Origin of the sequence: Kitasatospora cathayae (assembly GCF_027627435.1) — a bacterium.
Taxonomy (GTDB): Bacteria; Actinomycetota; Actinomycetes; order Streptomycetales; family Streptomycetaceae; genus Kitasatospora; species Kitasatospora cathayae.
Map to the genome: position 1 here is coordinate 7,331,663 of NZ_CP115450.1, position 23,308 is coordinate 7,354,970.

Here is a 23,308-nt window from a genome sequence, read left to right on the forward strand (position 1 = left end):
GGCAGCGCGGGCGGCGCGCCGCGCGGGTCGAGCGTAACCCGGTTGGGCGGCGCCGGTCCGCGATCAAGGGAAGCGGGGGCCGTCGGCCCGTGGCGGGGACGGGGGCCTACTGGCCGAGCAGGCGGGCGAAGTCCAGGCCGAGGCTGCCGAGGACGGGGAGCGCGCCGAGGTCGGTGATGCCGCCGACCGGAACGCTGTGGCCCTGGTTCACCGCGCGTGTCACTGCTGCCGCTTCCGGGAGCGCGCCGGCCGGCGTCGCGTTGGCCGGGGGACGCGGTGAGGACCGGGGGCAGGGCGGCGCCGAGGAGCAGGGCGGCGGCGAGTGCGGTGCGCATGGGGACGGGACTCCGGACGGATGGGGGTGACGAACCGTCAACGCTGCGCGTGGCGCGGCGGTCACGCATCTTCGCTCCTTCGGCCGCATCAGTGAAGATCCTTGCCTTGTCGGGCCCGCCCCCGTTCGTGCGTGGGGGCGGGCCCGATGTGTTCACCGTGTCGACGTCGTGGCCGGCGAGGTGGGGAGCCGTGGGGCCATGGCGAGCAGGAGTTGGACCGCCGGCGGGGCCGTCCGGGGATTGTGGGCGAGGCCCAGCGTGACCGTGGGCACCGGACGCGTCAGCCGGCGCAGACTCACGCCCGGAATCCGGAAGACCCGGGCCCGGCCCTCCGGAATGGGCGCGATGCCGTGACCGGCCGCCACCGCCAGCAGCAACTGCTCGTCGTCCGGCTCCTCCCGGACGATCCGGGGCGGCCGGTCGGGCCAGAGCTGTCCGGTGATCGACGCGTGCATCCCGGGGCCATTGGCGCGCGGCCACAGCACCACCGGCTCGTCACCGATGCGGCTCCGGTCGACCCGGCCGCGGCCGTGGGCCAGTGGGTGGCCGGACGGAACCGCCAGCAGCAGTTCCTCCTCGGCGATGATCCGGCAGGCCAGTTCGGGGACGTCCAGCGGCGGCCGGACGAAGGCCGCGTCCAGCCGCCCGGCGAGGAGCTCCCCGACGTTGTGGGCCGTCCAGCCGGTCTGCAGCGCGACCTCCACCCGGGGGTGGCGCTCGCGGAACTCGGACATCAGGGTGTCGCAGACGCCCCCGCGGGCCGAGCGGGTGTACGCCACCCGCAGGCTGCCCTGCTGCCCCCGGGCCACCGCCGTGATCCGCCGGTCGGCCTCGGCCACCTGGTGCAGCAGCTGCCGGGCCTCTTCCGCGACTCCGCGGCCGATCGGCGTCAACGTGCAGCCCCTGCTGGTGCGTTCGACCAGCCGCACACCGAGCTGCCGCTCCAGCGCCTGGATCTGCTGGCTCAGCGCCGGCTGCGCCACCCGCAGTCGGCGGGCGGCCCGGGTGAAGTTCAACTCCTCGGCCAGCACGGAGAAGTAGCGCATTCGGCGAAGGTCCACCGGTCGATGGTAGGGCCGTCGCGCGGCGGTGGCCGCCGGGTCGTCACCGGTGGTCGCCGGCGGGCGACCGGGCTGCCTGCGGTGATAAGGGGGCCTTATCGCGGGGCTATCGAACTGGTCTTGGACGGCTCTCGGGCCGTCCCGCTTCCCTGGAAGCGCGCTGTTGTCGGCAGGTGGAGAACGGGAGGGGATCGGTGTGGACGTCGTCGTGATCGGCAGCGGGGTGATCGGGCTCACCACGGCCCTGCGGCTGCAGGAGCGGGGCCTGCGGGTGGTGGTGGTGACGGCGGACGGCCTGCTGTCGACGGTCTCGGCCGTCGCGGCGGCCGTCTGGTACCCGGTGGGGGTGGAGACCGGTGAGCGGGTCGCCGACTGGTCCGCCACCACCTTCGCCGAACTCGCCCGGCAGGCGGCGGACGGCGTGCCCGGCGTGGTCATGCGCGACACCTGGATGCCCGCGCACCGGCGGCAGGGCGAAGCCGCGCCCTGGTGGGGCGGCGGCGTCCCGGACCTGCGCCGGCTGGAACCGTCCGAACTCGCCCCGGGGTACGCGGACGGCTGGCGGTTCACCGCTCCGACGGTCGAGATGCCGCTCTACCTGCCCTGGCTGCTCGGCCGCTTCCTGGACGGCGGGGGCGAGGTCGTCCACCGGCGCCTCGACACCCTCCCGCAGGCCCGCGCCTGGGCACCCGTCGCCGTCAACGCCAGCGGACTCGGCGCACGACAGCTGTGCGGGGACGACGAACTGCGGCCGGTGCGAGGGCAACTCGTCCTGGTGCGCAACCCCGGGCTGCGGTCGTCGCTGCGGATCCAGGACGACCCGTCCGGATACACCTACGTCCACCCGCGCAGCCGGGACGTCGTCCTGGGCGGCACCTTCGAGGAGGGCAGCTGGGACCTCGGACCCGACCGGCTCACGGCCGAGGCGATCCTCGCCCGGTGCGCGGTGCACGTCCCCGAACTGCGCGGAGCCGAGATCATCGGCCAGCCGCTGGGCCTGCGCCCGGACCGCCGGGGCGGGGTGCGGCTGGAGGTCGAGGACGGCGCGGGCGGGCTCCGGATCGTGCACAACTACGGGCACGGCGGGGCGGGGGTCACGCTGAGCTGGGGGTGCGCGGACGCGGTGGCGGAGCTGGTGGGGGGCTGACGGGCCGTCCGCCGGGAAGGTCGCCTAGCCTGGGCGCATGCCTGATCACAGACCTGATCGCCTGCCTGATCGTCGGCCTGAGCACATGCCTGATCGCCGGCCTGGAGACGTGGCCGACGCGGAGACGGCGGGGATGACGGGGATCAGCTTTCCTGCCTGGCAGGGCCGGCACTACGTGACGCTGGCCGAACTGCTGGTCCGCCTCGGCAGCTCCGGACTCGGGCTGCGGTGGCGCGTCGAGTGCGAGGAACGGTGGGACCTCACTGCGGAGTTGGAGCGCCGCTCGGCGGGCGACGGCATGGACACCCTGACGCTGCTCTCGCTGGTGGCCCCCGGCGTCCAGTTGGTCGATGCCGAGGCCCGGGGCTTCGGTCCGGACGGGCTGGCGGTGGTCCTGACGGAGTTCGACAGCTCGCTCTGGGAGGTCAGGGCCGCCGACGAGCGCGTGCTCGGCGAGCTCCGGATGCACTATCCGGAGGCTTCCGCGCTCTGAGCGGGCACGGTGGGGGTGGTCAGTGGTGGCGTTCGACGGCCTGATGAGAGGGGAGTTCGGGAGATGACCGAGGCGAGGAAGCCGGTGCTCTACGTCGTCGTGTGTGCGGCGGGGGTCGCGGGTGGGGTGGGGGAGCTGATCTCCGCCGCGCAGGGGCGGGGGTGGGACGTGGGGGTGGTGGCGACGCCACTTGCCATGGGGTTCATCGATGTTGAAGCGATCGAGGCGCAGACGGGGTACCCGATCCGTTCGGCCTGGCGGAAGCCGGGGGACCCCCGGCCGTTGCCGGATCCGGACGCGATCGTCGTCTCGCCCGCGACGTTCAACACGATCAACAAGTGGGCTGCCGGGATCTCGGACACGCTCGCGCTGGGGATCCTGTGCGAGTCGTACGGGTGGGGGATTCCGGTGGCGGCGCAGCCCTGTCTCAGCTCGGCGCAGGCCGCGCATCCGGCACACGAGGAGAGCCTGGCCAGGCTGCGGCGGATGGGGGTGCGGATCGCGGAGTTCGTGCCCGGGTCGTACAGCTGGACGCGGGTGTTGGAGCTGCTGGAGGTCTGACAGGGGGCCGGCCGCGACGGGATCCAGCCGGGGGCCGCCGGCCCCCGGCGCCGTTCGGCCGGAGGCTGCTACCAGATCAGTGACCGACGACAGTTGATCTTGCTCGGCGGGTCGGCGATACCACCCGTTCTGCTTACCGCGTTCGGCTGACGGGGCATATTGTGTACCCCCGCAAACTACTCCGATGGAAGTCAGTTTCCCGTCACCGTCCGAAAACCTTCTGCGGACCCGCGCCGACTGGGATAGCGTCGAAGCCGTCGGGGGGCCGACACCGAGCAAGGTGTATTCGAACGTCAGTTACCGGGCCGTAGCGGCCCGAGTTGGTCCTGGAGAAAAGCATGCGGAATTCCCCGGAGGAAAGCCGGTCGGACGTCATCGACGATCTGCAGCTCGCGGTCGAATCGCTGGCGGCCTTTCCGGCGCGGAACGCGGCCGGCGCGGCGGACGTCATCGAACGGCTGGCGGCGGTCGCCGAACTCTGCCGGTCGGTCGACGTGGTGCTCGACAGCCTGGTCGTCCAGGCGGCCGCCGAAGCCGCCGAGGAGGGTTGGACGGCCGCCCGGATGGCCGCCGAACACTCGGGCTACTACGCCAGGTTGCAGCGTGCGCTGCTCCCCACCGGCGCCGGCGCCGAGCTGACGCAGCAGTGAGCGCGCTGAACCCGGGCGTGCACGTGCTGTCCTGCCCCACCCGGTGGAGCGACGTCGACGAGAACGGGCACATCAACAACGCCCGCCTGGTCGGCTACATCCAGGAGGGGATTTACGACCTGTTCTGCCACCACGCGACCGCCGTGCGGGAATCGCTGTTCCCGTCCGGATTCATTATCGCCCGGCACGAGATCGATTATCTGGAACAATTGCACCACCGTCCCGAGCCGCTGTCGGTGCGGTTGACCGTGGAACGGATCGGGCGGAGTTCCGCCCATGTCGAGGTGAATGTCTGCCGCGAGCCGCTCACCTTTATGCGGGCGCGGACCGTGGTGGTCGCGCGGGACCGGGAATCCGGCCGGTCGCGCAAACTCAGCCAGAACGAGCGGCGCTTTCTGTCGGCGTTTATGTCGGACTCGGTCGCGGATCGGGCGTCGGACCGGGCGTCGGACACGGCGCGTGGCGACACCGTGGTCGCCGTGGCGCAGCCGATGGCGCCGGCCCAACGCGCGGCGTCGCGTACCGGCAGCGGGGTCGGCTCGTCACGCGGCTCGCGCAGACGGGTCCGCGCCTCGGCAGGCTGACCCGCGCGCTCCCGTGCCGGTGACGGCGCGGGCCGGCGGCGTGATCGACAACGGCGTCGATCCGTCCGGCCGGTCCCGGCACCGGCGTCAAGGTTCCGTTCGGCCTCGGGCCCCCGCCGGATTCGCGGGCATCGGCCCGGCCGGACCGCAGTACGCTGAGCAGCGTGGGAACCGGTACGTCCCCCGGCGGTCACGGGCTGCGATGAGGCGGGCCCCTCGGGCCATCGGCCGCCGCCGGCCCGGCCGGATCCCGCCGACCGGAAGGAGGACGCGATGACCATCTCCTGGGAGGACTTCCTCGCCCGTGTCGCGGAGCGCGGCGAGTACCGGGGTGAGGCGGAGGCGGACCATGCCGCCCGGGTCGTACTGGCCCTGCTGGGCGAGCACCTGGTGGGCGCGGAGCGGCTGGACCTCGCCGACGCGCTGCCCGGGACGTACGCCTCGCTGCTCCGGGACGCCCAGCCGGCCGCCGAGCCGCTGACCGCCGAGCGGTTCGTGGAGGCCGTGGTGGGCTGGATCGACGGGGCGACGCCGGCGACGGCGCAGTGGGACATCGGGGCGGTGCTCAGCACCGTGGCCGACCTCGTCCCGGGGGAACTGCTCGACCAGGTGATCGAGCAGTTGCCGGACGGCTACGACCTGCTCTTCGGCCATCCGCTGCCGGCCTGAGGCATCAGACACGCGCCGGGGCGCCCGTGGTGGCCCGGAACAGCCGCGCGCCCGGACCGGTCAGCTCGACCGGTCCGGCGCCCGGGCGCAGGTAGGCGGAGGCGTCCCGGGGCAGGTCGAGGGCGGGGTGGCCGGGGGCGCTCAGCCGGGCGTGGCCCGCGATGCAGAGCAGGATCTGCGGGGTGGGCAGCTCGATCCGGGTGGGGACTGCGGTCGGGTGCAGCCGGGAGAGCCGGAACTCCTCAGCGGGGGAGGGGTATTCGGCTTCCACGGCGCTCGCCGGGTGCGCGGTGCGGCGGGCGGGCTCGGCGGCGCGGAAGGACGTGACGGCCAGCAGGCCGGGCACGTCGACGTGCTTGGCGGTGAGCCCGCAGCGCAGCACGTTGTCCGAGTTGGCCGTCAACTCGACGCCCACGCCGCGGAGGTAGTCCGGGAGGGCGGTCAGCGGCAGAGCGCGGCCGCGCCGATCAGCCCGGCGTCGGTGCCGAGTTCGGCGCGGCGCACGTCCAGGCCGCGGACGTACGACAGGGCGGCGTAGCGGTCCAGGTGGCGGGCGAGCGGGGCGAACAGCACTTCCCCGGCGGTGGCGACGCCGCCGCCGACCACCACCCGGTGGAGGTCGACCAGGGCGGCGGTGGCGGCGATCCCGGCGGCCAACGCCTGGGCGGCCCGGTCGAAGGAGGCCAGCGCGATCGGGTCGCCGGCGGCGGCCGCGGTGGCCACGGCGCGGGCGGTGCGGTCCTCGCCGGGCGGCCGCCAGCCCTCGGCGAGCGCCCGGCGGGCGATCGCGGTACCGCTGGCCAGGCCCTCCAGACAGCCGCGGGAGCCGCACGGGCAGGGGTCGCCGTCCAGGTCGACGGTGATGTGGCCGAGGTGCCCGGCGTTGCCGCTGGGGCCCGGCCGGACGGCGCCGTCCAGCACCAGCCCGGCGCCGACGCCGGTCGACACCACCAGGCAGAGCGCGTTGTCGGCGCCCCGGGCCGCACCCTGCCAGTGCTCGGCGGCGGCCATCGCGACGCCGTCCCCGGCGAGGCGGACGGGCAGCGCGCGGGCGGCCACCGCCGGGTGCGCGGCGACCTCGGCGACCAGCGGAAAGCCGCGCCAGCCGGGGATGTTGACCGGGCTGACGGTGCCGTCGGCGAGGTCGACCGGGCCGGCACTGCCGATGCCGACGGCCGTCACGGCGGCCCAGTCTGGGGTACCGGCGAGCTGGTCCAGCACCTTGTGCACGACGGCGAGCACGGCCGCGCCCGGCTCGCGCGCCGGGGTGGGCAGTTGGAGCCGGTGCCGCAGCCGTCCGGTGCCGTCGACCAGCGCCCCGGCGATCTTCGTGCCGCCGATGTCGACGGCGGCGAACAGGGGGGTGAGCGGCATGGCGGGCTCCAGGAGAGTGGGCGCGGCGCCCCGACCCGGAGGGGCCGGGGCGCCTTTACGGTACGTCGGTCAGCGGGCCGCGGTGAGCCGCAGGGTGACCAGTTCGAACGGCCGCAGCGCCAGCCGCACCGCGCCGTCCTCCACCGTCACCTCGCCGCGGGTGCCGTCCCAGGGCCGTTCCAGCAGGTCGCAGGGCACGGCGCCGGCCAGCGGGAAGGAGGTGGTGAGCCGCCCGCGGGCACGGCCGCCGCCCGCCTCGTAGACCCGGACGACCAGGTCGCCGCTGCGGTCGTCGGCGAGCTTGACCGCGCTGACCACCAGGGCGTCGTTGTCCAGCTCGACCAGCGGCGCGACCTCCTCGGCGCTGCCGGTCACCCGCCGCTCGGGCAGGCCGATCCGGTAGCCCTCGCGGACGGCGTCGGCGATGGTGGCGCCCGGGACGAGCGCGTGGCGGAAGCGGTGCACGCCCTGGTCGGTCTTCGGGTCGGGGAAGCGCGGGGCGCGCAGCAGCGAGAAGCGGACCGTGGTGGTGGTGCCGCCGTCGGCGGCGCGCACGGTGCGGGTGACGTCGTGGCCGTAGGTGGAGGCGGTCACCAGGGCCACGCCCCAGCCGGGCTCGTCGAGGTGGACGAAGCGGTGGTTGCAGGCCTCGAACTTGGCGGCGTCCCAGCTGGTGTTGGTGTGGGTGGGGCGGTAGAGGTGGCCGAACTGGGTCTCGGCGGCGTAGCGCTCGGTGTGGACGTCGAGCGGGAAGGCGGCCTTGAGGAACTTCTCTGTCTCGTGCCAGTCGACCTCGGTGCCGATGTCGAGGCGCTGCTCGCCCGCCCGCAGGGTGAGGGTCTGGACGACGGTGGAGGAGCCGAAGGAGCGGGCGACGCGGACGACGGCGGCGGCGCCGGTGGCGGACGCGGTGAGCGAGTCCACGCCGGTCAGGTCGGTGACGGTGTTGCGGTAGAACTGGTCGACGTCCCAGGCGTCCCACATGTTGGGGAAGTCGGGGTGCAGCTGCAGCAGGTTGGCGCGGCTGCCGGGGGCGACGGTCTCCCGGCCGCCGGCCAGTTCGACGACCGAGCCGATCAGGCCGTCGGCGTCGACCGTGACCTCCAGGAGGCCGTTGCGGAGGGTGAAACCGCCCTCGGGCCGCTCGACGACCGTGCAGCCCGCCTCGGCGCGGGCCACCACGGCCGCTCCGCCGGCCGGGACGGCCGAGCGGGCGTGCGGCGCCGCGTTGAACACCAGCTCGCGCCCGCCCGCCGCCTCCCCGGCCAGCGCCTGCTGGGCGGCGCCGATCAGCGCCTCCAGCTCCGCCGCCAGCGCCGCGTACGTGGCCTCGGCCTCGCGGTGCACCCAGGCGATCGAGGAACCGGGCAGGATGTCGTGGAACTGGTGCAGCAGCACGGTCTTCCAGATCCGGTCCAGCTGCTCGTACGGGTACGCCGCGCCGGTGCGCAACGCGGCCGTGGCGCACCAGAGTTCGGCCTCGCGCAGCAGGTTCTCGCTGCGCCGGTTGCCCTGCTTGGTCCTCGCCTGGCTGGTCAGGGTGGCCCGGTGCAGTTCCAGGTAGAGCTCGCCGACCCAGACCGGCGGGTTCGGGTACTCGGCCTCGGCCTTGGCGAAGAACTCGGCGGGCTTCTCCCAGCGGACGGTGGCCGAGCCCTCCAAGTCCCGCAGCCGGGCGGCCTTGCCGACCATCTCGCGGGTCGTCCCACCGCCGCCGTCGCCCCAGCCGGTCGGCGCGATCGAGTGCCTGGCCACCCCCTTGTCCTTGAAGTTCCTTGCCGCGTGGGCGATTTCGCTGCCCTTCATGGAGCAGTTGTAGGTGTCCACGGGCGGGAAGTGGGTGAAGATGCGGGTCCCGTCGATGCCCTCCCAGAGGAAGGTGTGGTGCGGGAACCTGTTCACCTGGCTCCAAGAGATCTTCTGGGTCAGCAGCCACCTGGAGCCGGCGTTGCGGATGATCTGCGGCAGACCGCCGGTGAAGCCGAAGGTGTCCGGCAGCCAGGCCTCGTGGTTCTCGACCCCGAACTCCTCCAGGAAGAACCGCTTGCCGTGCACGAACTGACGAGCCATCGCCTCCGATCCGGGCATGTTGGTGTCGGACTCCACCCACATGCCGCCGGCCGGCACGAACCGGCCCTCGGCCACCGCCTTGCGGACCCGCGCGTACACCTCCGGGCGGTGCTCCTTGATCCAGGCGTACTGCTGCGCCTGGGACATGGTGTACAGGAAGTCCGGCTCGTCCGCCAGCAGGGCGGTCATGTTGGCGGTGGTGCGGGCCACCTTGCGCACCGTCTCGCGCAGCGGCCACAGCCAGGCGGAGTCGATGTGGGCGTGGCCGATCGCGCTGATCCGGTGCGCGGACGGGGCGGCGGGTGCGGCCAGTACCGCGGTGAGTTCCGAACGGGCCGCGGCCGCCGTGCCGTTGACGTCCTGGAGGTCGATCGCGTCCAGCGCCCGCTCGACCGCGCGCAGGATCTCCCAGCGCCGGGCGCCGTCCACCGGCAGTTCGGCCATCAGCTCGCCGAGCACCTCGAGGTCCAGCGACAGCTGCCAGACCGTCTCGTCGAAGACCGCGAGGTCCATCCGGGTCAGCTTGTACTGCGGCTGGTCGCCGGCCGTCTCCTGGTCGCCCAACTCGGTGGGCAGGAAGGGGTGGTAGTCCAGGATGACCGGGTTGGCGGCGGCCTCGACGTGCAGCAGCACCGGCTCGCCGCCGGCCGCCGGGGCGGCGATCCGCACCCACTGGTTGCGCGGGTTGAGGCCCTTCACCGGGCTGCCGTCCGGGCGGTAGACCAGGCCCTCGCACTGGAAACCGGGCATGTTGGCGTCGAAGCCGAGGTCGATCAGCGCCTCGACCGTCCGGCCCGCCCAGGCCTCGGGCACGGTGCCGGAGACCGTCAGCCAGCTGGTGCCCCAGGGCGCGCCCCAGGCGTCGCCGACCGCGATCGGGGTGCGCGGCGCGGCCAAGCCCTCGGCGACCGGGACGGGCTCGCCGGGGGCGGTCCAGATGCCGACCTCCAGCGGGACGGACTCGGGGTAGACGGCCGGGAGGATGCGCTCCTCCAGGACCCGCTTGAGGCGGGACTCGACCAGGGTGCGGTCATCGTGCATGTCGGCAGGCTCCGTTGCGTGCTGGGGACGGTTGAAGAGAACGTACGTCGGAGGGGTGGACCACCTCGGTGATGCCGCGCGCGGCCAGGTGTGCCCGGTCCTCGGCGCGTTCGGCGAGCACGGTGGTCGGGCGGGCGCCGGCCTCGGCGAGGCGCATGAAGGCCTCGTACACCGGGCCGCCGGGGCCGCAGAGCGCGCGGCGGGGAGAGGTGACCTCATCGCCGGTGGCGACCACCACGGCGGTGCCGCGCGGCTCGGGCGGCTGCCAGCCGCGACGGGCCTCGGCGGCGGCCTCGGCGAGCCGGGCGCCGGCCGGCTTGACCGTCCCGTCAGTGGTCAACAGGCCGAGGCCGTACTCCAGTTCGGGGAAATCGGCGAGCGAGCGGTCCACGTCGTGCGAGCACCACCAGGTGACGCCCCAGAGGTCCGGGCAGTCCAGCACGGCCTCGACGGTGGCACCGGTGAACCGGGCCGCGTCCTCGGCGGTGATGTGCGGGGCGGGCGCGCCGACCTCCTGCAGCCAGACCGGGCGGGCCGGGTCGTCCGCCCAGGCCTTGGACAGCTCGACCAGGTACGCGGCGTGCTGGGTGGTGGCGGTGGAGTGGGCGCCGTAGCGCTGGGCGGTGCCGTTGAACACCCAGGAGTGCACGGCGGTGGCGGCGCCGAGGCGGGCCGAGTGCCAGGGGGTGAACGGGTGTTCGTCCAGGTACCAGGCCGCGTCGTAGGAGGCGTGCAGGTGCAGCCGCCCGGGTGCGCCCCGCTCGCAGGCGGCGAGCATCCGGCGCAGCCAGGCCTCGACCTCGGCGGGGGTGACCCGGTCCGGGTCGGGGTGCGGGGCGCCGGAGAACTGGTTGATCTCGTTGCCGAGCGTCATCCCGAGGAAGTTCGGCCGCTCGCGCAGCGCCCCGGCGAGGGTGCGCAGGTAGGCGGCCTGGCCGTCGAGGACCTCGGGGTCGGTGAAGAGGTTGCGGCGGTGCCAGGTCCGGGTCCAGGACGGCAGGAAGTCGAAGCTGGACAGGTGGCCCTGCAGGCCGTCCACCGCGACGTCCAGGCCGCGCTCGCCGGCCGCGTCCACCAGGGCGGTCAGCTGTTCGACGGCGCGCGGGCGGATCAGGGCGCGGTTGGGCTGGAACAGCGGCCAGAGCGGGAAGACCCGGACGTGGTCCAGGCCGAGGGCGGCGATGGAGTCGAAGTCGGCGCGCACGGCGTCGAGGTCGAAGTCCAGCCAGTGGTGGAACCAGCCGGCACTCGGGGTGTAGTTGACGCCGAAGCGCGGAGCCTGCGCGGTGGTGGTCATGGAGGGATTCCTCAACTGAACTGTGGCGTAGGGGAGATGGGCTCATCCCTTGACGGCCCCCTGCTCGACGCCCTGGAAGAAGAAGCGCTGGCAGACGGCGAACACCACGACGATCGGCAGGAAGGCGATCATGGTGCCGGCCGCGATCAGCCGGGGGTTGGCGGAGAAGGTGCCGTTGAGGTACTGGAGCCCGACGGTGAGGGTGTACTTCTGCGGGTCGTTGAGCACGATCAGCGGCCAGAGGAAGTCGTCCCAGGCGCCGATGAAGGTGAAGATGACGATCACGCTGAGCATGCCGCGCACGTTCGGCAGGCCGATGTGCCACAGCCGCTGCCAGACGTTGGCGCCGTCGACCAGCGCGGCCTGGTCCAACTCGGCCGGTACGGCGGCGAACGCGGTGCGCATCAGCAGCACGTTGAGCATCGCGATCGCCCCGGGCAGCGCGACGCCGACCAGGCTGTCGGCCAGGCCGAGGCTGCGCACCAGCACGTACTGGGAGACGATGGTGACCTCGCCGGGCAGGACCAGGGTGGCCAGGAACAGGCCGAGGACCAGCCGGGCCCCGCGGAAGCGCAGCCGGGCGAGGGCGTAGCCGGCCAGGGTGCAGCCGACCACGTTGCCGGTGATGCAGACGGCGGCGACGATCACCGAGTTGAGGGCGTAGGCCCACACCGGGATGGTGTCGGCGACCTTGCCGAAGTTGCCGAGGGTGGGCTGGTCGGGCAGGAAGCTCGGGGTGCGGGAGTAGACGTCCTCGGCCGGCCCCTTGAGGGCGGTGGACAGCTGCCACAGGAAGGGGCCGATCACCAGCAGCAGGACGAGCAGCAGCAGCAGGTAGCGGGCCGCGGTCCGGGCGGGGGAGGGGGTGTGGAGACCGCGCGCGGTCCGCGGGCGAACGGGCGTGGTACGGACGGCGGTTCGGGGTTCGCGGACGGTGGTGACGGTTTTGCGGACGGTGGTCACGAGGTCAGGCCGCCTTCCGGTTCAGCCGCATCAGGAACAGCATCGGGCCGAGGGTGATGACGAACAGCATCAGGCTGAGCGCGGAGGCGTAGCCCAGGTGGCCGTTGAAGCCGCGGCTGTACATCTGGATCAGCATCACCACCGACATGTCGCGGCCGCCGGGGCCGCCCAGGCCGTTGGAGAGCACGTACAGCTCGGAGAAGACGCGCAGCGAGCTCACCGAGATGAGGACGGAGATCAGCACCATGGTCGGGCGCACCCCGGGCAGGGTGACGTGCCAGAAGCGGCGCAGCGGGTTCGCGCCGTCCACGGCCGCCGCCTCGTGCAGCTCGTGCGGGACGTTGGCGAGGGCGGACAGGTAGATGACCATGTAGTAGCCCAGCCCCTTCCAGACGGTCAGGGCGATCGCGCTGAACAGCAGCAGCCAGCGGTCGGTGAGGAAGGCGACCGGGGAGTCGGCGAGGCCGCTCTGCCGGAGCACGCCGTTGACCAGGCCCCGGTCGTCCAGCACCCAGCCCCAGATCAGCGCCACCACGACGGCGGAGGCGATCACCGGCGTGTAGAAGGCGGTACGGAAGAAGGTGATGCCGGGGATGCGGCGCTGGACGAGCAGGGCGAGCAGCAGCGGGAGGACCGTGAGCAGGGGGAGGCAGACCAGCATGAAGACGATGCTGTTGAGCAGGGCGTCGGCGAGCTGGGCGTCGTCGAACAGGCGGCCGTAGTTCTCCAGGCCGGTGAACCGGCCGCCGCCGATCGGCCTGGCGTTGGTGAAGGACAGGATCACCGTGTTGACGGCCGGCCAGAGGTTGAAGACGGCCAGCCAGAGTATCGCGGGGCCGGCGAGCAGCCAGGGAGTGAACCAACGCCGGTGGGTCATGCGGATGCCTTCCTGGGGCTGGGCCTTCCGGGGGGCTTGGGACATGCGCTTCACTCCCCGGTGAGCGGCGGGTGGGGGCCCGCCGCTTCGCCGGTAGGGGCTTCAGGCGTGGCGGGGTCAGCTCTTGAGCAGCTTGTCGCACTGCTCGACCGCGGTGTCCAGAGCCTGCTTGGAGCTGGTCTGGCCGCTGATGGCGAGGGCGAACTGCTGCTTGACGATGGTGCCCATCGCGTCGTCCACCTCGACCGGTTGGATCAGCTTGGCCCTGGCGAGCGAGTCGAAGGCGATCACCTTGGCGTCGCCCGCGTTGGTGCCGTCGCCCTTGCTGAAGAACGGGTCGCCGGCGGAGGCCTTGGTGGACGGGAAGACGCTGGTCAGGTGGGCGAAGGCGGCCTGGTTCTCGGGACTGGTGACCCAGCGGGCGAGGGCGACCGCGGCGGCCGGGTTCCTGGTGTTCTTGTGGATGGACAGGCCCTGGACGTACAACGGCGGGGTGGACATCGCGGGGGAAACGACGACCTTGGGCGCGAGGGTGGGGTTGTCGGTGGCGAGGCTGGTGATGTAGTTGCCGCCGCCGGTGGTCCAGGCCGCGGTGCCGGCGCTGAAGAGCTTGGAGTTGCCGGCGTAGGTGTCGGTGAGCACCCCGTTCGGCATCAGGCCTTCCTTGAAGGCGTCGCGGTACTTGTCGAGCAGCGCGGCGGCCTCGGGGGTGTTGAAGGTGAAGGACTTGCCGTCGTCGGCCATGATCTTCACGCCGATGTTGTAGAGGTCGCCGAGGCCGGGCTTTCGGCTCATCAGGTAGTCCTGGCCGCCGGACTTCTGCCTCATCACCCGGGCCTGGGCGATGAGTTCGTCCAGGGTGGTCGGGGGCTTCCTCGGGTCCAGGCCGTCCTTCGTGAGGAGGTCCGAATTCCAGTAGTTCACGTCGGTGTTGAGGTACCAGGGGTAGCCGAAGGTGCCCTGGTAGCCGTGGTAGCGGTAGGCCTCCACGCCGCCGGCCACGTACTCGTCGGAGAGCTTGGGGTCGGCCTTGGCCACGTCCAACAGGACGTCCTTCCTGGCGAGCGGGAAGGCGAAGTCCGGCGGGAGGTTGACCACGTCGGGCAGGGTGCCGGAGGCGGCCTGGCTGAGCACCTTGTCGGAGTAGCCCTCGCCGGGCTGGTCGAGCCATTCGACCTCGACGCCCGGGTACTTCTTCTTGAAGCCGTCGATCACGCCCTGCATGTAGTCGGTGAACTTCGGTTTGAGCGCCCAGGTCTGGATCGAGACCTTGCCCTTGACCTCGCCGGTGGCGGCCGCACTCGCCACGCTGTCGCCGTTCTTGCTGTCGCCGGAGCCGAGTCCGCAGCCGGTGAGGGCCGCCGTGGCGAGGGCCGTCGTCGTCAGTGCCGCCCAGATTCTTCGCATGAGGGTCTCCCGGTCCTGGGGTGGGTGGGGGATCGCGCCGAGCTCGGGGTGTGCGTTCTTCGGTTGTGTCGTGTTTCGGATATCGACCAACTAAACCGGTCTAGCTCTGGCAGGGACTATGCTCCCGCCTAAACTTGGCTGTCAAGAGAAGGAGTCGGGTTCCGTGGGCAGACCGACGATCGCCGACATCGCGCGTCAGGCCGGGGTCTCCAAGGGCGCGGTCTCCTTCGCGCTCAACGGCCGCCCGGGGGTCAGCGAGGCGACCAGGGCCCGGATCCTGCGGGTCGCCGAGGAGATGAACTGGCGCCCGCACAGCGCCGCGCGCGCCCTCGGCGGCGCCCGGTCCGACGCCGTAGGCCTGGTGATCGCCCGCCCGGCGCGCACCATCGGCGTCGAGCCGTTCTTCAGCCAACTGCTCTCCGGCCTGCAGGCGGTGCTCTCGGCCAGCTCGGTCGCGCTGCACCTGATGGTGGTCGAGGACACCGCCGCGGAGGTGGAGGTCTACCGGCGCTGGGCCTCCGAGCACCGGGTGGACGGCTTCATCGTGGTGGACCTGCAGGTCAAGGACCCGCGGCTGCCGGTGCTGGACGAACTCGGGCTGCCCGCCGTCGTCCTCGGCGGTCCCGGCAAGGGCGGCGACCAGCTGCGGATCTGGGCCGACGACCGGGAGGCGATGCTCTCGATCGTCGACTACCTGGCCGCCATCGGGCACCGCCGGATCGCCCACCTGGCCGGGCTGCCGCACTTCCAGCACACCCAGCGGCGGATCCGCGCGCTGCGCGACGCCGCGCGCCGGCTCGGGCTGGAGGAGGCGGTGTCGGTGCCCACCGACTTCAGCGACGCCGAGGGCGCGGCGGCCACCCGGACCCTGCTCTCCCGGGCCAGGCGGCCCACCGCGATCGTCTACGACAGCGACGTGATGGCCGTCGCCGGGCTCGGGGTGGCGGGGGAGATGGGCGTCGCCGTGCCAGGGGAGCTGTCCATCGTCTCCTTCGACGACTCGGTGCTCGCCCGAATCGTCCACCCGCCGCTGACCGCGCTCAGCCGGGACACCTTCGCGCTCGGCGAGCAGGTCGCGCGCAGCCTGCTGGAGGCGCTGGACGGCACCGGGCCCGGACGCGACCTGCAGATGCCCACGCCCCGGCTGACCGTACGGGAGTCCACCTCGCCGCCCTCACCCGTGGGTGGGGTTGCTGCGCGAGCCGTTGACACGGGTTCTGAACCGGTTTAGCCTCCTGCGCCGAGGGGGTCCGGCCCTGCGCACTGCCCGCTGTCATGTTCGCTGTCATGTTCGCTGAATTCCCCCTCTCGATGAGCACCGCCACGCCCGCATGCACCCGGGCCGGCCGCTGCCGGTGGGCCCGGCCCCCACCCACTCCGCTCGATCGGAGCCACCGCATGTCAAGACGTCTCCCCCTGCTGCTCGGCGCCGCGCTCGTGACGACCGCGCTGGGCGTCGTACCCACCGCCGCCCAGGCCACTCCCGGTGCGGCCGCGCCGGTCGTCGCCGCCCCCGGGAACCAGCCGTACGCCTCGTACTGGTACCCCAGCAGCATCCTCGACTGGGACCCGGCCACCGACCCGGACGCCCGGTTCAACCGCTCCCGCGTCCCGCTCCAGCCGCGCACCAGCGACCCGGCCCTGGCCGCGAACCCCAACGCCCGTGCGGGCGAAGGGAAGATCGCCTCGCTGGTCTCCTTCGCTCCCACCTCCAACAACCCCTCCCAGGGCTCCGCCGACCCCAACTACTACGCCTTCGGCTATTGGCAGTACGTCGACAAGCTGGTGTTCTGGGGCGGCTCCGCCGGTGAGGGCCTGATCCTCGCGCCGAACCCGACGGTGATCGACGCCGCCCACCGCAACGGCGTCAAGGTCTACGGCACCGTCTTCTTCCCACCCACCGCGTACGGCGGCCGGCTCCAGTGGGTGCGCGACTTCGTCCAGAAGTCCGGCGACCGCTACCCCGTCGCCGACAAGCTGGTGCAGGCCGCCCAGTACTACGGCTTCGACGGCTGGTTCGTCAACCAGGAGACCGGCGGCGGCGATTCGGACCTCGCGACCGACGTGCGCAAGCTGATGCAGTACACCGAGGCGAAGAGCGGCACCGAGTTCATGTGGTACGACGCGATGACCACCACGGGCGCGGTCGACTGGCAGAACGCCCTCACCCCCGCCAACTCGCCCTTCCTGCAGGACGGTCCGAAGCGCACCGCGGACTCGATGTTCCTCAACTTCGGCTGGACGTCCGACGGCCTGGACTCCTCCCGCACGCTGGCCCGGCAACTTGGGCGCAGCGAATACGAGTTGTACTCCGGCGCCGACACCGAGGCGAACGGATACAACACCTCCGTCGACTGGAACACCCTTTTCCCGTCCGGTCAGCCGCACACCGCCTCGCTCGGCCTCTACCGCCCCGAGTGGACCTGGAAGTCCGCCACCGACCGCGCCGACTTCTACGCCAGGGACGCCCGCTACTGGGTCGGTGCCAACAACGACCCGTCCGACACCGACCTCTCCAGCAGCTGGCCGGGCCTGGCGGGCTACGTGGCCGAGTCCTCGCCGATCACCGCCAAGCCCTTCGTCACCAACTTCGACACCGGGCAGGGCGACTTCTACAACGCGGCCGGGGTGCGGGTCGCCACCGGCGGCTGGAACAACCTCTCGCTGCAGGACGTCCCGCCGACCTACCGCTGGGTGGTCGACTCCAGCGGCAGCAAGCTCAGTCCGTCGATCGACTTTCGCCGATTCCTACCAGGGCGGCTCCTCGCTGCGGCTGACCGGCACCCTGGACTCCACCAACACCGTGCGGCTCTACCAGACCAGCCTGCCAGTCGCCGCGAGCACCAGGCTCGACCTGGTGGTCAAGTCCCCGGCCGCCGGCCCGACCAAGCTCAGGGCCGCGGTTTCCTTCACCGACACCCCGGGCAGCTTCACCACCGTGGACGTCGGGGACAACACCGGCACCGGCTGGGAGCGGCACACGCTCGACCTCTCCCGGTACGCGGGCCGGACCATCTCCCAGCTCGCGCTGCAGGTGGACGGTTCTTCAGGATCGAACCCGGCGTATGACCTGTACGTCGGCCAAGTCGCCCTCTACGACGGGTCGGTGGAGACACCGGCCGCGCCGAGCAGGCTGACCGTCCTCGGCGCGAGCGACGTGACCGCGGGCGCCAGCCAGTCGCTGCGGCTCTCCTGGAGGGCCGCGCCCGGCGGCAACGTCCACCACTACGAGGTGTACCGGCGCAACGCGGACGGCAGCCGCACCTTCCTGGGGGCCACGCCCAACGACGCGTACTTCGTCGGGCGTCTCGACCGGGCCGGCGGTGAGGCCGCCACCACGCTGGACGTCGAGGCGGTGTCCACCACCTACGGGCACTCCAACGTCGCCTCGACTGTAGTGAGTTGGAACGGCACGCCACCCTCGGGCTCGACCGACCTGGCGCTGAACCGTCCGGCCACCGCCTCCGGTCAGTGCAACGCCTACGAGGGGCCGGCCAAGGCCGTCAACGGCAGCGTCGGCGGCGGGACCAGTGACAAGTGGTGCACACTGACCCCCGCCAAGTGGCTCGAGGTGGACCTCGGTTCGGCGAAGAAGCTGGACGAGTTCGTGGTGAAGCATGCTTCGGCGGGCGGCGAGAGCGCCTCCTACAACACCCGGGACTTCTCCATCCAGGTCCGCTCGAGGACCAGCGACCCGTGGACGACGGTCGCCACCACGACCGGCAACGCCGCGGGCACCACCACCCACCCGGTGAACACCACCGCGCGCTACGTCCGGCTGGTCATCACCAAACCCACCCAGAGCACCGATCCGGCCGCCCGCATCTACGAGTTCGAGGCCTGGGGCGTGTAGCCCCGCCCGCCTTCCCGGAAAGGAACCATGCCCGTGCCGGTCACCACCATCACCGCCGTCGAGAGCACCGACCTCTTCGTCGGCCCCGAGGAGGCCCCGCGCCAGATCCTGCGGGTGGCCGTCGAGGGCCCGGCCGCCCGGATCACGGTCAGCGGAGCGGGCGTTCACGGCGAGGCGACCGGCACGGGGCTGGTCGAAGTCCCCCTGGAGATCACCGGAGCCTCCCCGGGAGACCGACTTCCGGTGACCGTCCGGGTGTCGTCCGTCTCGGAGGATGCCCTGGTGGAGGTCGCGGAGCCGGGCTGGACGATGTTCCTGGTCTCCCACTTCCACTACGACCCGGTGTGGTGGAACACCCAGGCCGCCTACACCTCCCCCTGGGAGCTGCTCTCCGCCGACGCCACCACCCGTCCGCTCTGGGAGCGCAACGGCTTCGCCCTCGTCGACGCCCACCTGGACCTCGCCCTGAGGGACCCGGTGTACAAGTTCGTGCTCGCCGAAGTCGACTACCTGAAGCCGTACTTCGACCAGCATCCGGAGCGCCGCGAGACGCTGCGGATGCTGCTGGAGCGCGGGCAGGTCGAACTCGTCGGCGGCACCTACAACGAGCCCAACACCAACCTCACCGGCGCCGAGACGACCATCCGCAACATCGTCCACGGCATCGGCTACCAGCGCGACATCCTCGGCGGCGACCCGCGAACCGCCTGGCAGCTCGACGTGTTCGGGCACGACCCGCAGTTCCCCGGCCACCTTGCCGCGGCCGGCCTCACCGGCAGCGCCTGGGCCCGCGGGCCGTTCCACCAGTGGGGCCCGATCCAGAAGAACTTCCGCGAAGGCAAGGACGACGCCCGGGTGATGCAGTTCCCGAGCGAGTTCGAATGGATCGCGCCGGGTGGGGAGGGCGTGCTCACCCACTACATGCCGCACCACTACTCGGCCGGGTGGTGGATGGACTCCTCGTCCGACCTGGCCGCCGCCGAGCAGGCGGTGTACGAGCTGTACCGGAAGCTCAAGCCCGTGGGAGCGACGAAGAACCTGCTGCTGCCGGTGGGGACGGACTACACCCCGCCGAACAAGTGGGTCACCGAGATCCACCGCTCCTGGGCCGCCAAGTACCTGTGGCCGCGCTTCGTCTGCGCCACCCCGCGGGACTTCCTGGACGCCGTCCGGGCCGAACTCGCCACGCTCGGGCGCCGACCCAGCCCGCAGACCCGCGACATGAACCCCGTGTACACCGGCAAGGACGTCTCGTACATCGACACCAAGCAGGCTGGGCGCGCGGGTGAGGTCGCGGCGGTGGACGCGGAGAAGCTGGCCACGCTCGCGGTCGTGAACGGGCTCGGGAGCTATCCGGCCGCCGCGCTCGACAAGGTGTGGCGCCAACTCGCCTACGGCGCACACCATGACGCGATCACCGGCTCCGAGTCGGACCAGGTGTACCTGGACTTGCTGGGCGGCTGGCGGGAGGCGTACGACCTGGCGTCGGCCGTCCGGGACGCGGCGCTGGACGCGCTGACGGCGCGCATCTCGACGGTGGGGGCCGGGTCGGCGGTGGTGGTGACCAATACCCTTTCGTTCGACCGGACGGACCTGGTTGCGGTCGAACTCCCTTGTGGTGCACCGCCGGTGCGGGTCCTGGACGAGGCGGGCTGGCCCGTGCCGAGCGCCGTCGACCGGGGAACGCTGCGGTTCCTCGCCGAGGACGTTCCCGCGCTCGGCTGGCGCACCTGGCGGCTGGTCCCCGGTGAGCCTGCTGACGCCTGGACCGCGACCGCGGGTGCCACGATCACCAACGGGCGCTACCGGGTGACGGCCGACCCGGCGCGCGGTGGCGGGCTCAGCTCGGTCCACGACCTAATGCACGAACGGGAGTTGATCCAGGAGGGCCGCCTCGGCAACGAGCTTCGGGTGTACGAGGAGTATCCGCAGCACCCCGACTTCGGAGAGGGCCCCTGGCACCTGGTGCCGAGCGGTCCGGTGATCGGCTCGGGAGCAGTGGCGGCGGAGGTCCGCCGGGAGACCGGCCCGCTCGGCGAGCGGCTGGTGATCGGGGGGACGGTCGACGGCGTCCGCTACGAGCAGACGGTCACGCTGTGGCGCGGCCTGGACCGGGTGGACTGCCGGACCAGGGTCGTCGACTACTCCGGCGCCGACCGGCTGCTGCGGCTGCGCTTCCCGGTGGACGTCCCCGGCGGACTCCCGGTCAGCGAGGTCGCGGGCGCGGTCATCGGACGCGGCTTCGCGATGCCGGACGTCGACTCGGCGCAGGCGCCGTGGACCCTGGACAACCCGGCCAACACCTGGTTCGGCCTGGGCGCCACCGCGCGGACCGTGCTCACCGACGCGGCGGGGGGCGTCGTCGGCTCGCGGGCGCTCGGGGTGGCGGAGGTGATCGTGCCATCCCTGGACGACGCGGCCGAGGCCCGCCCGCTGGTGGTCGCCCTCGCCCGGGTCGGGGTCACCGCCACCACCTCGGCGGCGGACTGGGCGCGGTACGGCTGGCTCGATGTCGACTCCAATCTGCCGGACTTCCGGATCGTCGTCGGCGGTCCGGAAGTCAACGAGGCCGCACGGGAGTTGATCGAGCGTGCGGGGGAGGAGTACGCGGCCGTGCTGAAGGCGCACGGTGCGGTGTGGGTGCCGGCGCTGACACCTCTCGCCGAGGTGTGGCGGCCGGACGCGGACCTGCGGGACCTCCGTGTCCTGCCCGCGCTGGTCGTGTCCGACGTTCCGGCGCTGGTCGACGACCTCGCGGACGCGCGGATCACCGCGGTCTGCCCTTCCTCTGTCGCGGACCAACTCGCCGACCACACCGTGGCATTGCTCAGCTTCGGCCTCCCCGGCTTCGCGGTGGACGCCACCGGCGCGCTGCACCTGTCGCTGATGCGCTCCTGCACCGGCTGGCCGTCCGGCGTGTGGATCGACCCGCCGCGGCGCTCCCTGCCGGATCAGGCGTCCTTCCAACTCCAGCACTGGACCCACGAGTTCAGCTACGCCCTGGTGGGCGGGGATGGCGACTGGCGGGACCAGACGCTGCCCGCCCGGGGGCAGGAGTTCAACCACCCGCTGTACACGCGGATCGTGGACGCGCAGGACGGGCCGCTTCCGGGCACCCTGTCCTGGCTGCGGGTCGAACCGCAACGCCAGGTGCTGCTCGGCGCGCTCAAACCGGCCGGGAACCCCATCGCGCACGGCTCGGCTCCGTCCGAGCGGAACGACGACCTCACCGTCCGGCTGGTCGAGTCCACCGGCCTCGGGCGGACGGCGCAGCTCGGCGGGGCGCTCGGTCTGGACCGGCTGCGGCACGCCGATCTGCTGGAACGGCCGCTCGGCCCGGCCGACCTGGGCCTCGCCGGCGCGCAGATCGCCACCCTGCTCGCGGCTCCTGCGATGGCTGCAGCCCCGGCCGACGGCCCGGTTCTCGGCCCGGCCGCCGAACCCGCCCAGCCCGTTCACGCCCGCTACTGGCTGCACAACCGGGGCCCGGCCCCGCTCGGCTACCTGCCGGTGTCGGTCGGCGCCTCACCCGGGCTGCTGCGAACGGCCGGGGAGGCGGTGACGTTCTCGGTCGCCCTGTCCTCGCAGCTGCGGGACGCGGCGGTCGAGGGCACGGCCGTGGTGCTGCCACCGGAGGGCTGGGCGACCAGCCTCGGCAGCCGCCCGTACCGTCTGGAGCCGGGCGGCCACCTGCGCTTCCCGGTCACCCTCACCCGGACGGCGGACGCCGAACCCGGGCTGCACTTCGCCGCCGTCCGGATCGAGCACGACGGCCAGCAGATCGAGGACGTGGTGACGATCGCCGTCGGTGATCTGCCCGAGCTGCTGCCCGTCGCCGGGGACGCCCCGGAGGACTGGACGGCCGCCCAGGGCACCAAGGCCGCGACCGGCCGGGACACCGGCCTGGACCTCGCCGTCTCGGACGAGGTCCTGCGCGTCGCCCCCGGCGGACGCGCCGCCCTCGGCCTCACCCTCACCAACCGCACCCGCGGCGAGATCCGGGGCGAGCTGCAACTGGTCTCCCCGTGGGGCACCTGGGAGGCGATCGCCGATCCCGTCCGCGGCTTCGCCGTGCCGGCCGGCTCCTCCGTGACCGCCGACTTCGCCATCGCCGCCCCCGAGGCCATGGACCCGGGCTCGTACTGGGCACTGGCCAAGGTGATGTGGTTCGGCCGCTGCCAGTACGCACCGACCGTCGCCCTGGTGGTGGAAGCATGACGCTCGGCCTGCTCGACGGGCAGCCGCTTCCGCGCACCGGCCTCGACCAGCGCCTCGCCGCACTCCGGAACGGCCCACGCTCCACCGCGCTGCCTCGGCCCGGCAGTTCGGAGGACCGCCAGCTGATCAGGTGGGTCGCGCAGGTACTCCTCACCGAAGCCCTCTGCGAGGCGGTCGCCGCCGAACGCGGGCTGCCCGTCGCCGAGTCCGCCCCCGCCCGACTGGACCAGCAGGCCGCCGTCGAACTCGGCTCCATCACGGCGGCTGCCTACGAGGGCAGCGCCGCCGTGCGGGCCGTCTACGACTCCGTGACCGCCGATGTCGAGCCGTCACCCGCCGACATCGCCCACTACCGAACCCTGACCACCCGCCCGCCGGCCACCCGTTGGCACCTCGCCCTCCCCGACGGCGGTCTCGAGGCCGATCCCGACACCCTCCCGACCGCCCTCGCGGAGGCCCTCCGCGCCGCCCCGCCGGGGGAGTGGGTCACCGTGGGCCCCTGGAAGGCGATGCTCCTCGCCACCCTCACCATCCCCCGGACCCCCGACCCCACCCCCGCCCTCCGCGCAGCCGCCCGCCGAACCGCCTTCGTCCGCTGGCTCGACCACGAACGCGCCCAACGCCTCACCTTGGTGGAGGGTTTGGAACACCCCGGCGACCCGGCCCAACCCGACAACCACCACCGCCACTGAGGAGGGGCGCCCGAGT

19 protein-coding genes are annotated in these 23,308 nt (G+C 72.6%); 11 read left to right on the forward strand and 8 right to left on the reverse strand.

Going from position 1 to position 23,308, the window contains the following annotated elements; all coding sequences use genetic code 11:
• Positions 1-487: 487 nt before the first annotated feature.
• Positions 488-1,396 (reverse strand): LysR family transcriptional regulator, encoded by a 909-nt coding sequence (locus O1G21_RS33175; protein WP_270148888.1) that lies wholly within the window; start codon positions 1,394-1,396, stop codon positions 488-490.
• Positions 1,397-1,592: 196 nt separating this feature from the next.
• Here O1G21_RS33175 and O1G21_RS33180 point away from each other — a divergent pair, with 196 nt between their 5' ends.
• The 6 genes from O1G21_RS33180 to O1G21_RS33205 all read left to right on the forward strand — a co-directional run bounded on the left by O1G21_RS33180 (position 1,593) and on the right by O1G21_RS33205 (position 5,500).
• On the forward strand, positions 1,593-2,543 hold the full coding sequence (locus tag O1G21_RS33180) for an FAD-dependent oxidoreductase (RefSeq protein ID WP_270148890.1): 951 nt from the start codon (positions 1,593-1,595) through the stop codon (positions 2,541-2,543).
• A gap of 133 nt (positions 2,544-2,676) precedes the next feature.
• A complete protein-coding gene (locus tag O1G21_RS33185) occupies positions 2,677-3,036 on the forward strand; it encodes a hypothetical protein (protein WP_270148892.1) in 360 nt (119 codons plus the stop codon).
• A 63-nt stretch (positions 3,037-3,099) separates the two neighbouring features.
• Positions 3,100-3,597, forward strand: a complete 498-nt coding sequence (locus O1G21_RS33190) for a flavoprotein (RefSeq protein WP_270148894.1) — start codon at positions 3,100-3,102, stop codon at positions 3,595-3,597.
• A gap of 338 nt (positions 3,598-3,935) precedes the next feature.
• Positions 3,936-4,247, forward strand: a complete 312-nt coding sequence (locus O1G21_RS33195) for a hypothetical protein (RefSeq protein ID WP_270148895.1) — start codon at positions 3,936-3,938, stop codon at positions 4,245-4,247.
• A complete protein-coding gene (locus O1G21_RS33200; RefSeq protein WP_270148897.1) occupies positions 4,244-4,831 on the forward strand; it encodes an acyl-CoA thioesterase in 588 nt (195 codons plus the stop codon). Before O1G21_RS33195 ends, O1G21_RS33200 begins: the two co-directional genes overlap by 4 nt.
• Positions 4,832-5,104: 273 nt before the next feature.
• Positions 5,105-5,500: a DUF2267 domain-containing protein gene (locus O1G21_RS33205; protein ID WP_270148899.1), complete on the forward strand. Its 396-nt coding sequence runs from the start codon at positions 5,105-5,107 to the stop codon at positions 5,498-5,500.
• 4 nt (positions 5,501-5,504) lie between these two features.
• Here the strand turns inward: O1G21_RS33205 and O1G21_RS33210 are convergent, their stop codons facing one another.
• The 7 genes from O1G21_RS33210 to O1G21_RS33240 form a co-directional block, all read right to left on the reverse strand.
• A complete protein-coding gene (locus tag O1G21_RS33210) occupies positions 5,505-5,915 on the reverse strand; it encodes a cupin domain-containing protein (protein WP_333493519.1) in 411 nt (136 codons plus the stop codon).
• Between the two features lie 26 nt (positions 5,916-5,941).
• Positions 5,942-6,874 (reverse strand): ROK family protein, encoded by a 933-nt coding sequence (locus O1G21_RS33215; RefSeq protein ID WP_270148901.1) that lies wholly within the window; start codon positions 6,872-6,874, stop codon positions 5,942-5,944.
• Between the two features lie 69 nt (positions 6,875-6,943).
• Positions 6,944-9,985, reverse strand: a complete 3,042-nt coding sequence (locus O1G21_RS33220) for an alpha-mannosidase (protein ID WP_270148903.1) — start codon at positions 9,983-9,985, stop codon at positions 6,944-6,946.
• Positions 9,975-11,282, reverse strand: coding sequence for a glycoside hydrolase 5 family protein (locus tag O1G21_RS33225; protein WP_270148905.1), 1,308 nt, complete (start codon positions 11,280-11,282; stop codon positions 9,975-9,977). Before O1G21_RS33225 ends, O1G21_RS33220 begins: the two co-directional genes overlap by 11 nt.
• Before the next feature lie 42 nt (positions 11,283-11,324).
• Positions 11,325-12,245, reverse strand: a complete 921-nt coding sequence (locus O1G21_RS33230) for a carbohydrate ABC transporter permease (protein ID WP_270148906.1) — start codon at positions 12,243-12,245, stop codon at positions 11,325-11,327.
• A gap of 4 nt (positions 12,246-12,249) precedes the next feature.
• Positions 12,250-13,122: a carbohydrate ABC transporter permease gene (locus tag O1G21_RS33235; RefSeq protein ID WP_270148908.1), complete on the reverse strand. Its 873-nt coding sequence runs from the start codon at positions 13,120-13,122 to the stop codon at positions 12,250-12,252.
• Positions 13,123-13,239: 117 nt separating this feature from the next.
• Positions 13,240-14,529, reverse strand: coding sequence for an ABC transporter substrate-binding protein (locus tag O1G21_RS33240; RefSeq protein WP_270148910.1), 1,290 nt, complete (start codon positions 14,527-14,529; stop codon positions 13,240-13,242).
• A gap of 163 nt (positions 14,530-14,692) precedes the next feature.
• Here O1G21_RS33240 and O1G21_RS33245 point away from each other — a divergent pair, with 163 nt between their 5' ends.
• The 5 genes from O1G21_RS33245 (at position 14,693) to O1G21_RS33265 (ending at position 23,292) form a co-directional block, all read left to right on the forward strand.
• Positions 14,693-15,760, forward strand: coding sequence for a LacI family DNA-binding transcriptional regulator (locus O1G21_RS33245; RefSeq protein WP_270148911.1), 1,068 nt, complete (start codon positions 14,693-14,695; stop codon positions 15,758-15,760).
• Between the two features lie 167 nt (positions 15,761-15,927).
• The gene (locus O1G21_RS33250; protein ID WP_270148913.1) at positions 15,928-17,598 is read left to right on the forward strand and encodes an endo-beta-N-acetylglucosaminidase; all 1,671 of its coding nucleotides are present in this window, start codon (positions 15,928-15,930) and stop codon (positions 17,596-17,598) included.
• 88 nt (positions 17,599-17,686) lie between these two features.
• On the forward strand, positions 17,687-18,382 hold the full coding sequence (locus O1G21_RS33255) for a discoidin domain-containing protein (RefSeq protein WP_405000842.1): 696 nt from the start codon (positions 17,687-17,689) through the stop codon (positions 18,380-18,382).
• Positions 18,383-18,409: 27 nt separating this feature from the next.
• Positions 18,410-22,600 (forward strand): glycoside hydrolase family 38 N-terminal domain-containing protein, encoded by a 4,191-nt coding sequence (locus tag O1G21_RS33260; RefSeq protein WP_270148915.1) that lies wholly within the window; start codon positions 18,410-18,412, stop codon positions 22,598-22,600.
• The gene (locus O1G21_RS33265; RefSeq protein WP_270148916.1) at positions 22,597-23,292 is read left to right on the forward strand and encodes a DUF7158 domain-containing protein; all 696 of its coding nucleotides are present in this window, start codon (positions 22,597-22,599) and stop codon (positions 23,290-23,292) included. Before O1G21_RS33260 ends, O1G21_RS33265 begins: the two co-directional genes overlap by 4 nt.
• The last annotated feature ends 16 nt before the right edge of the window (positions 23,293-23,308 follow it).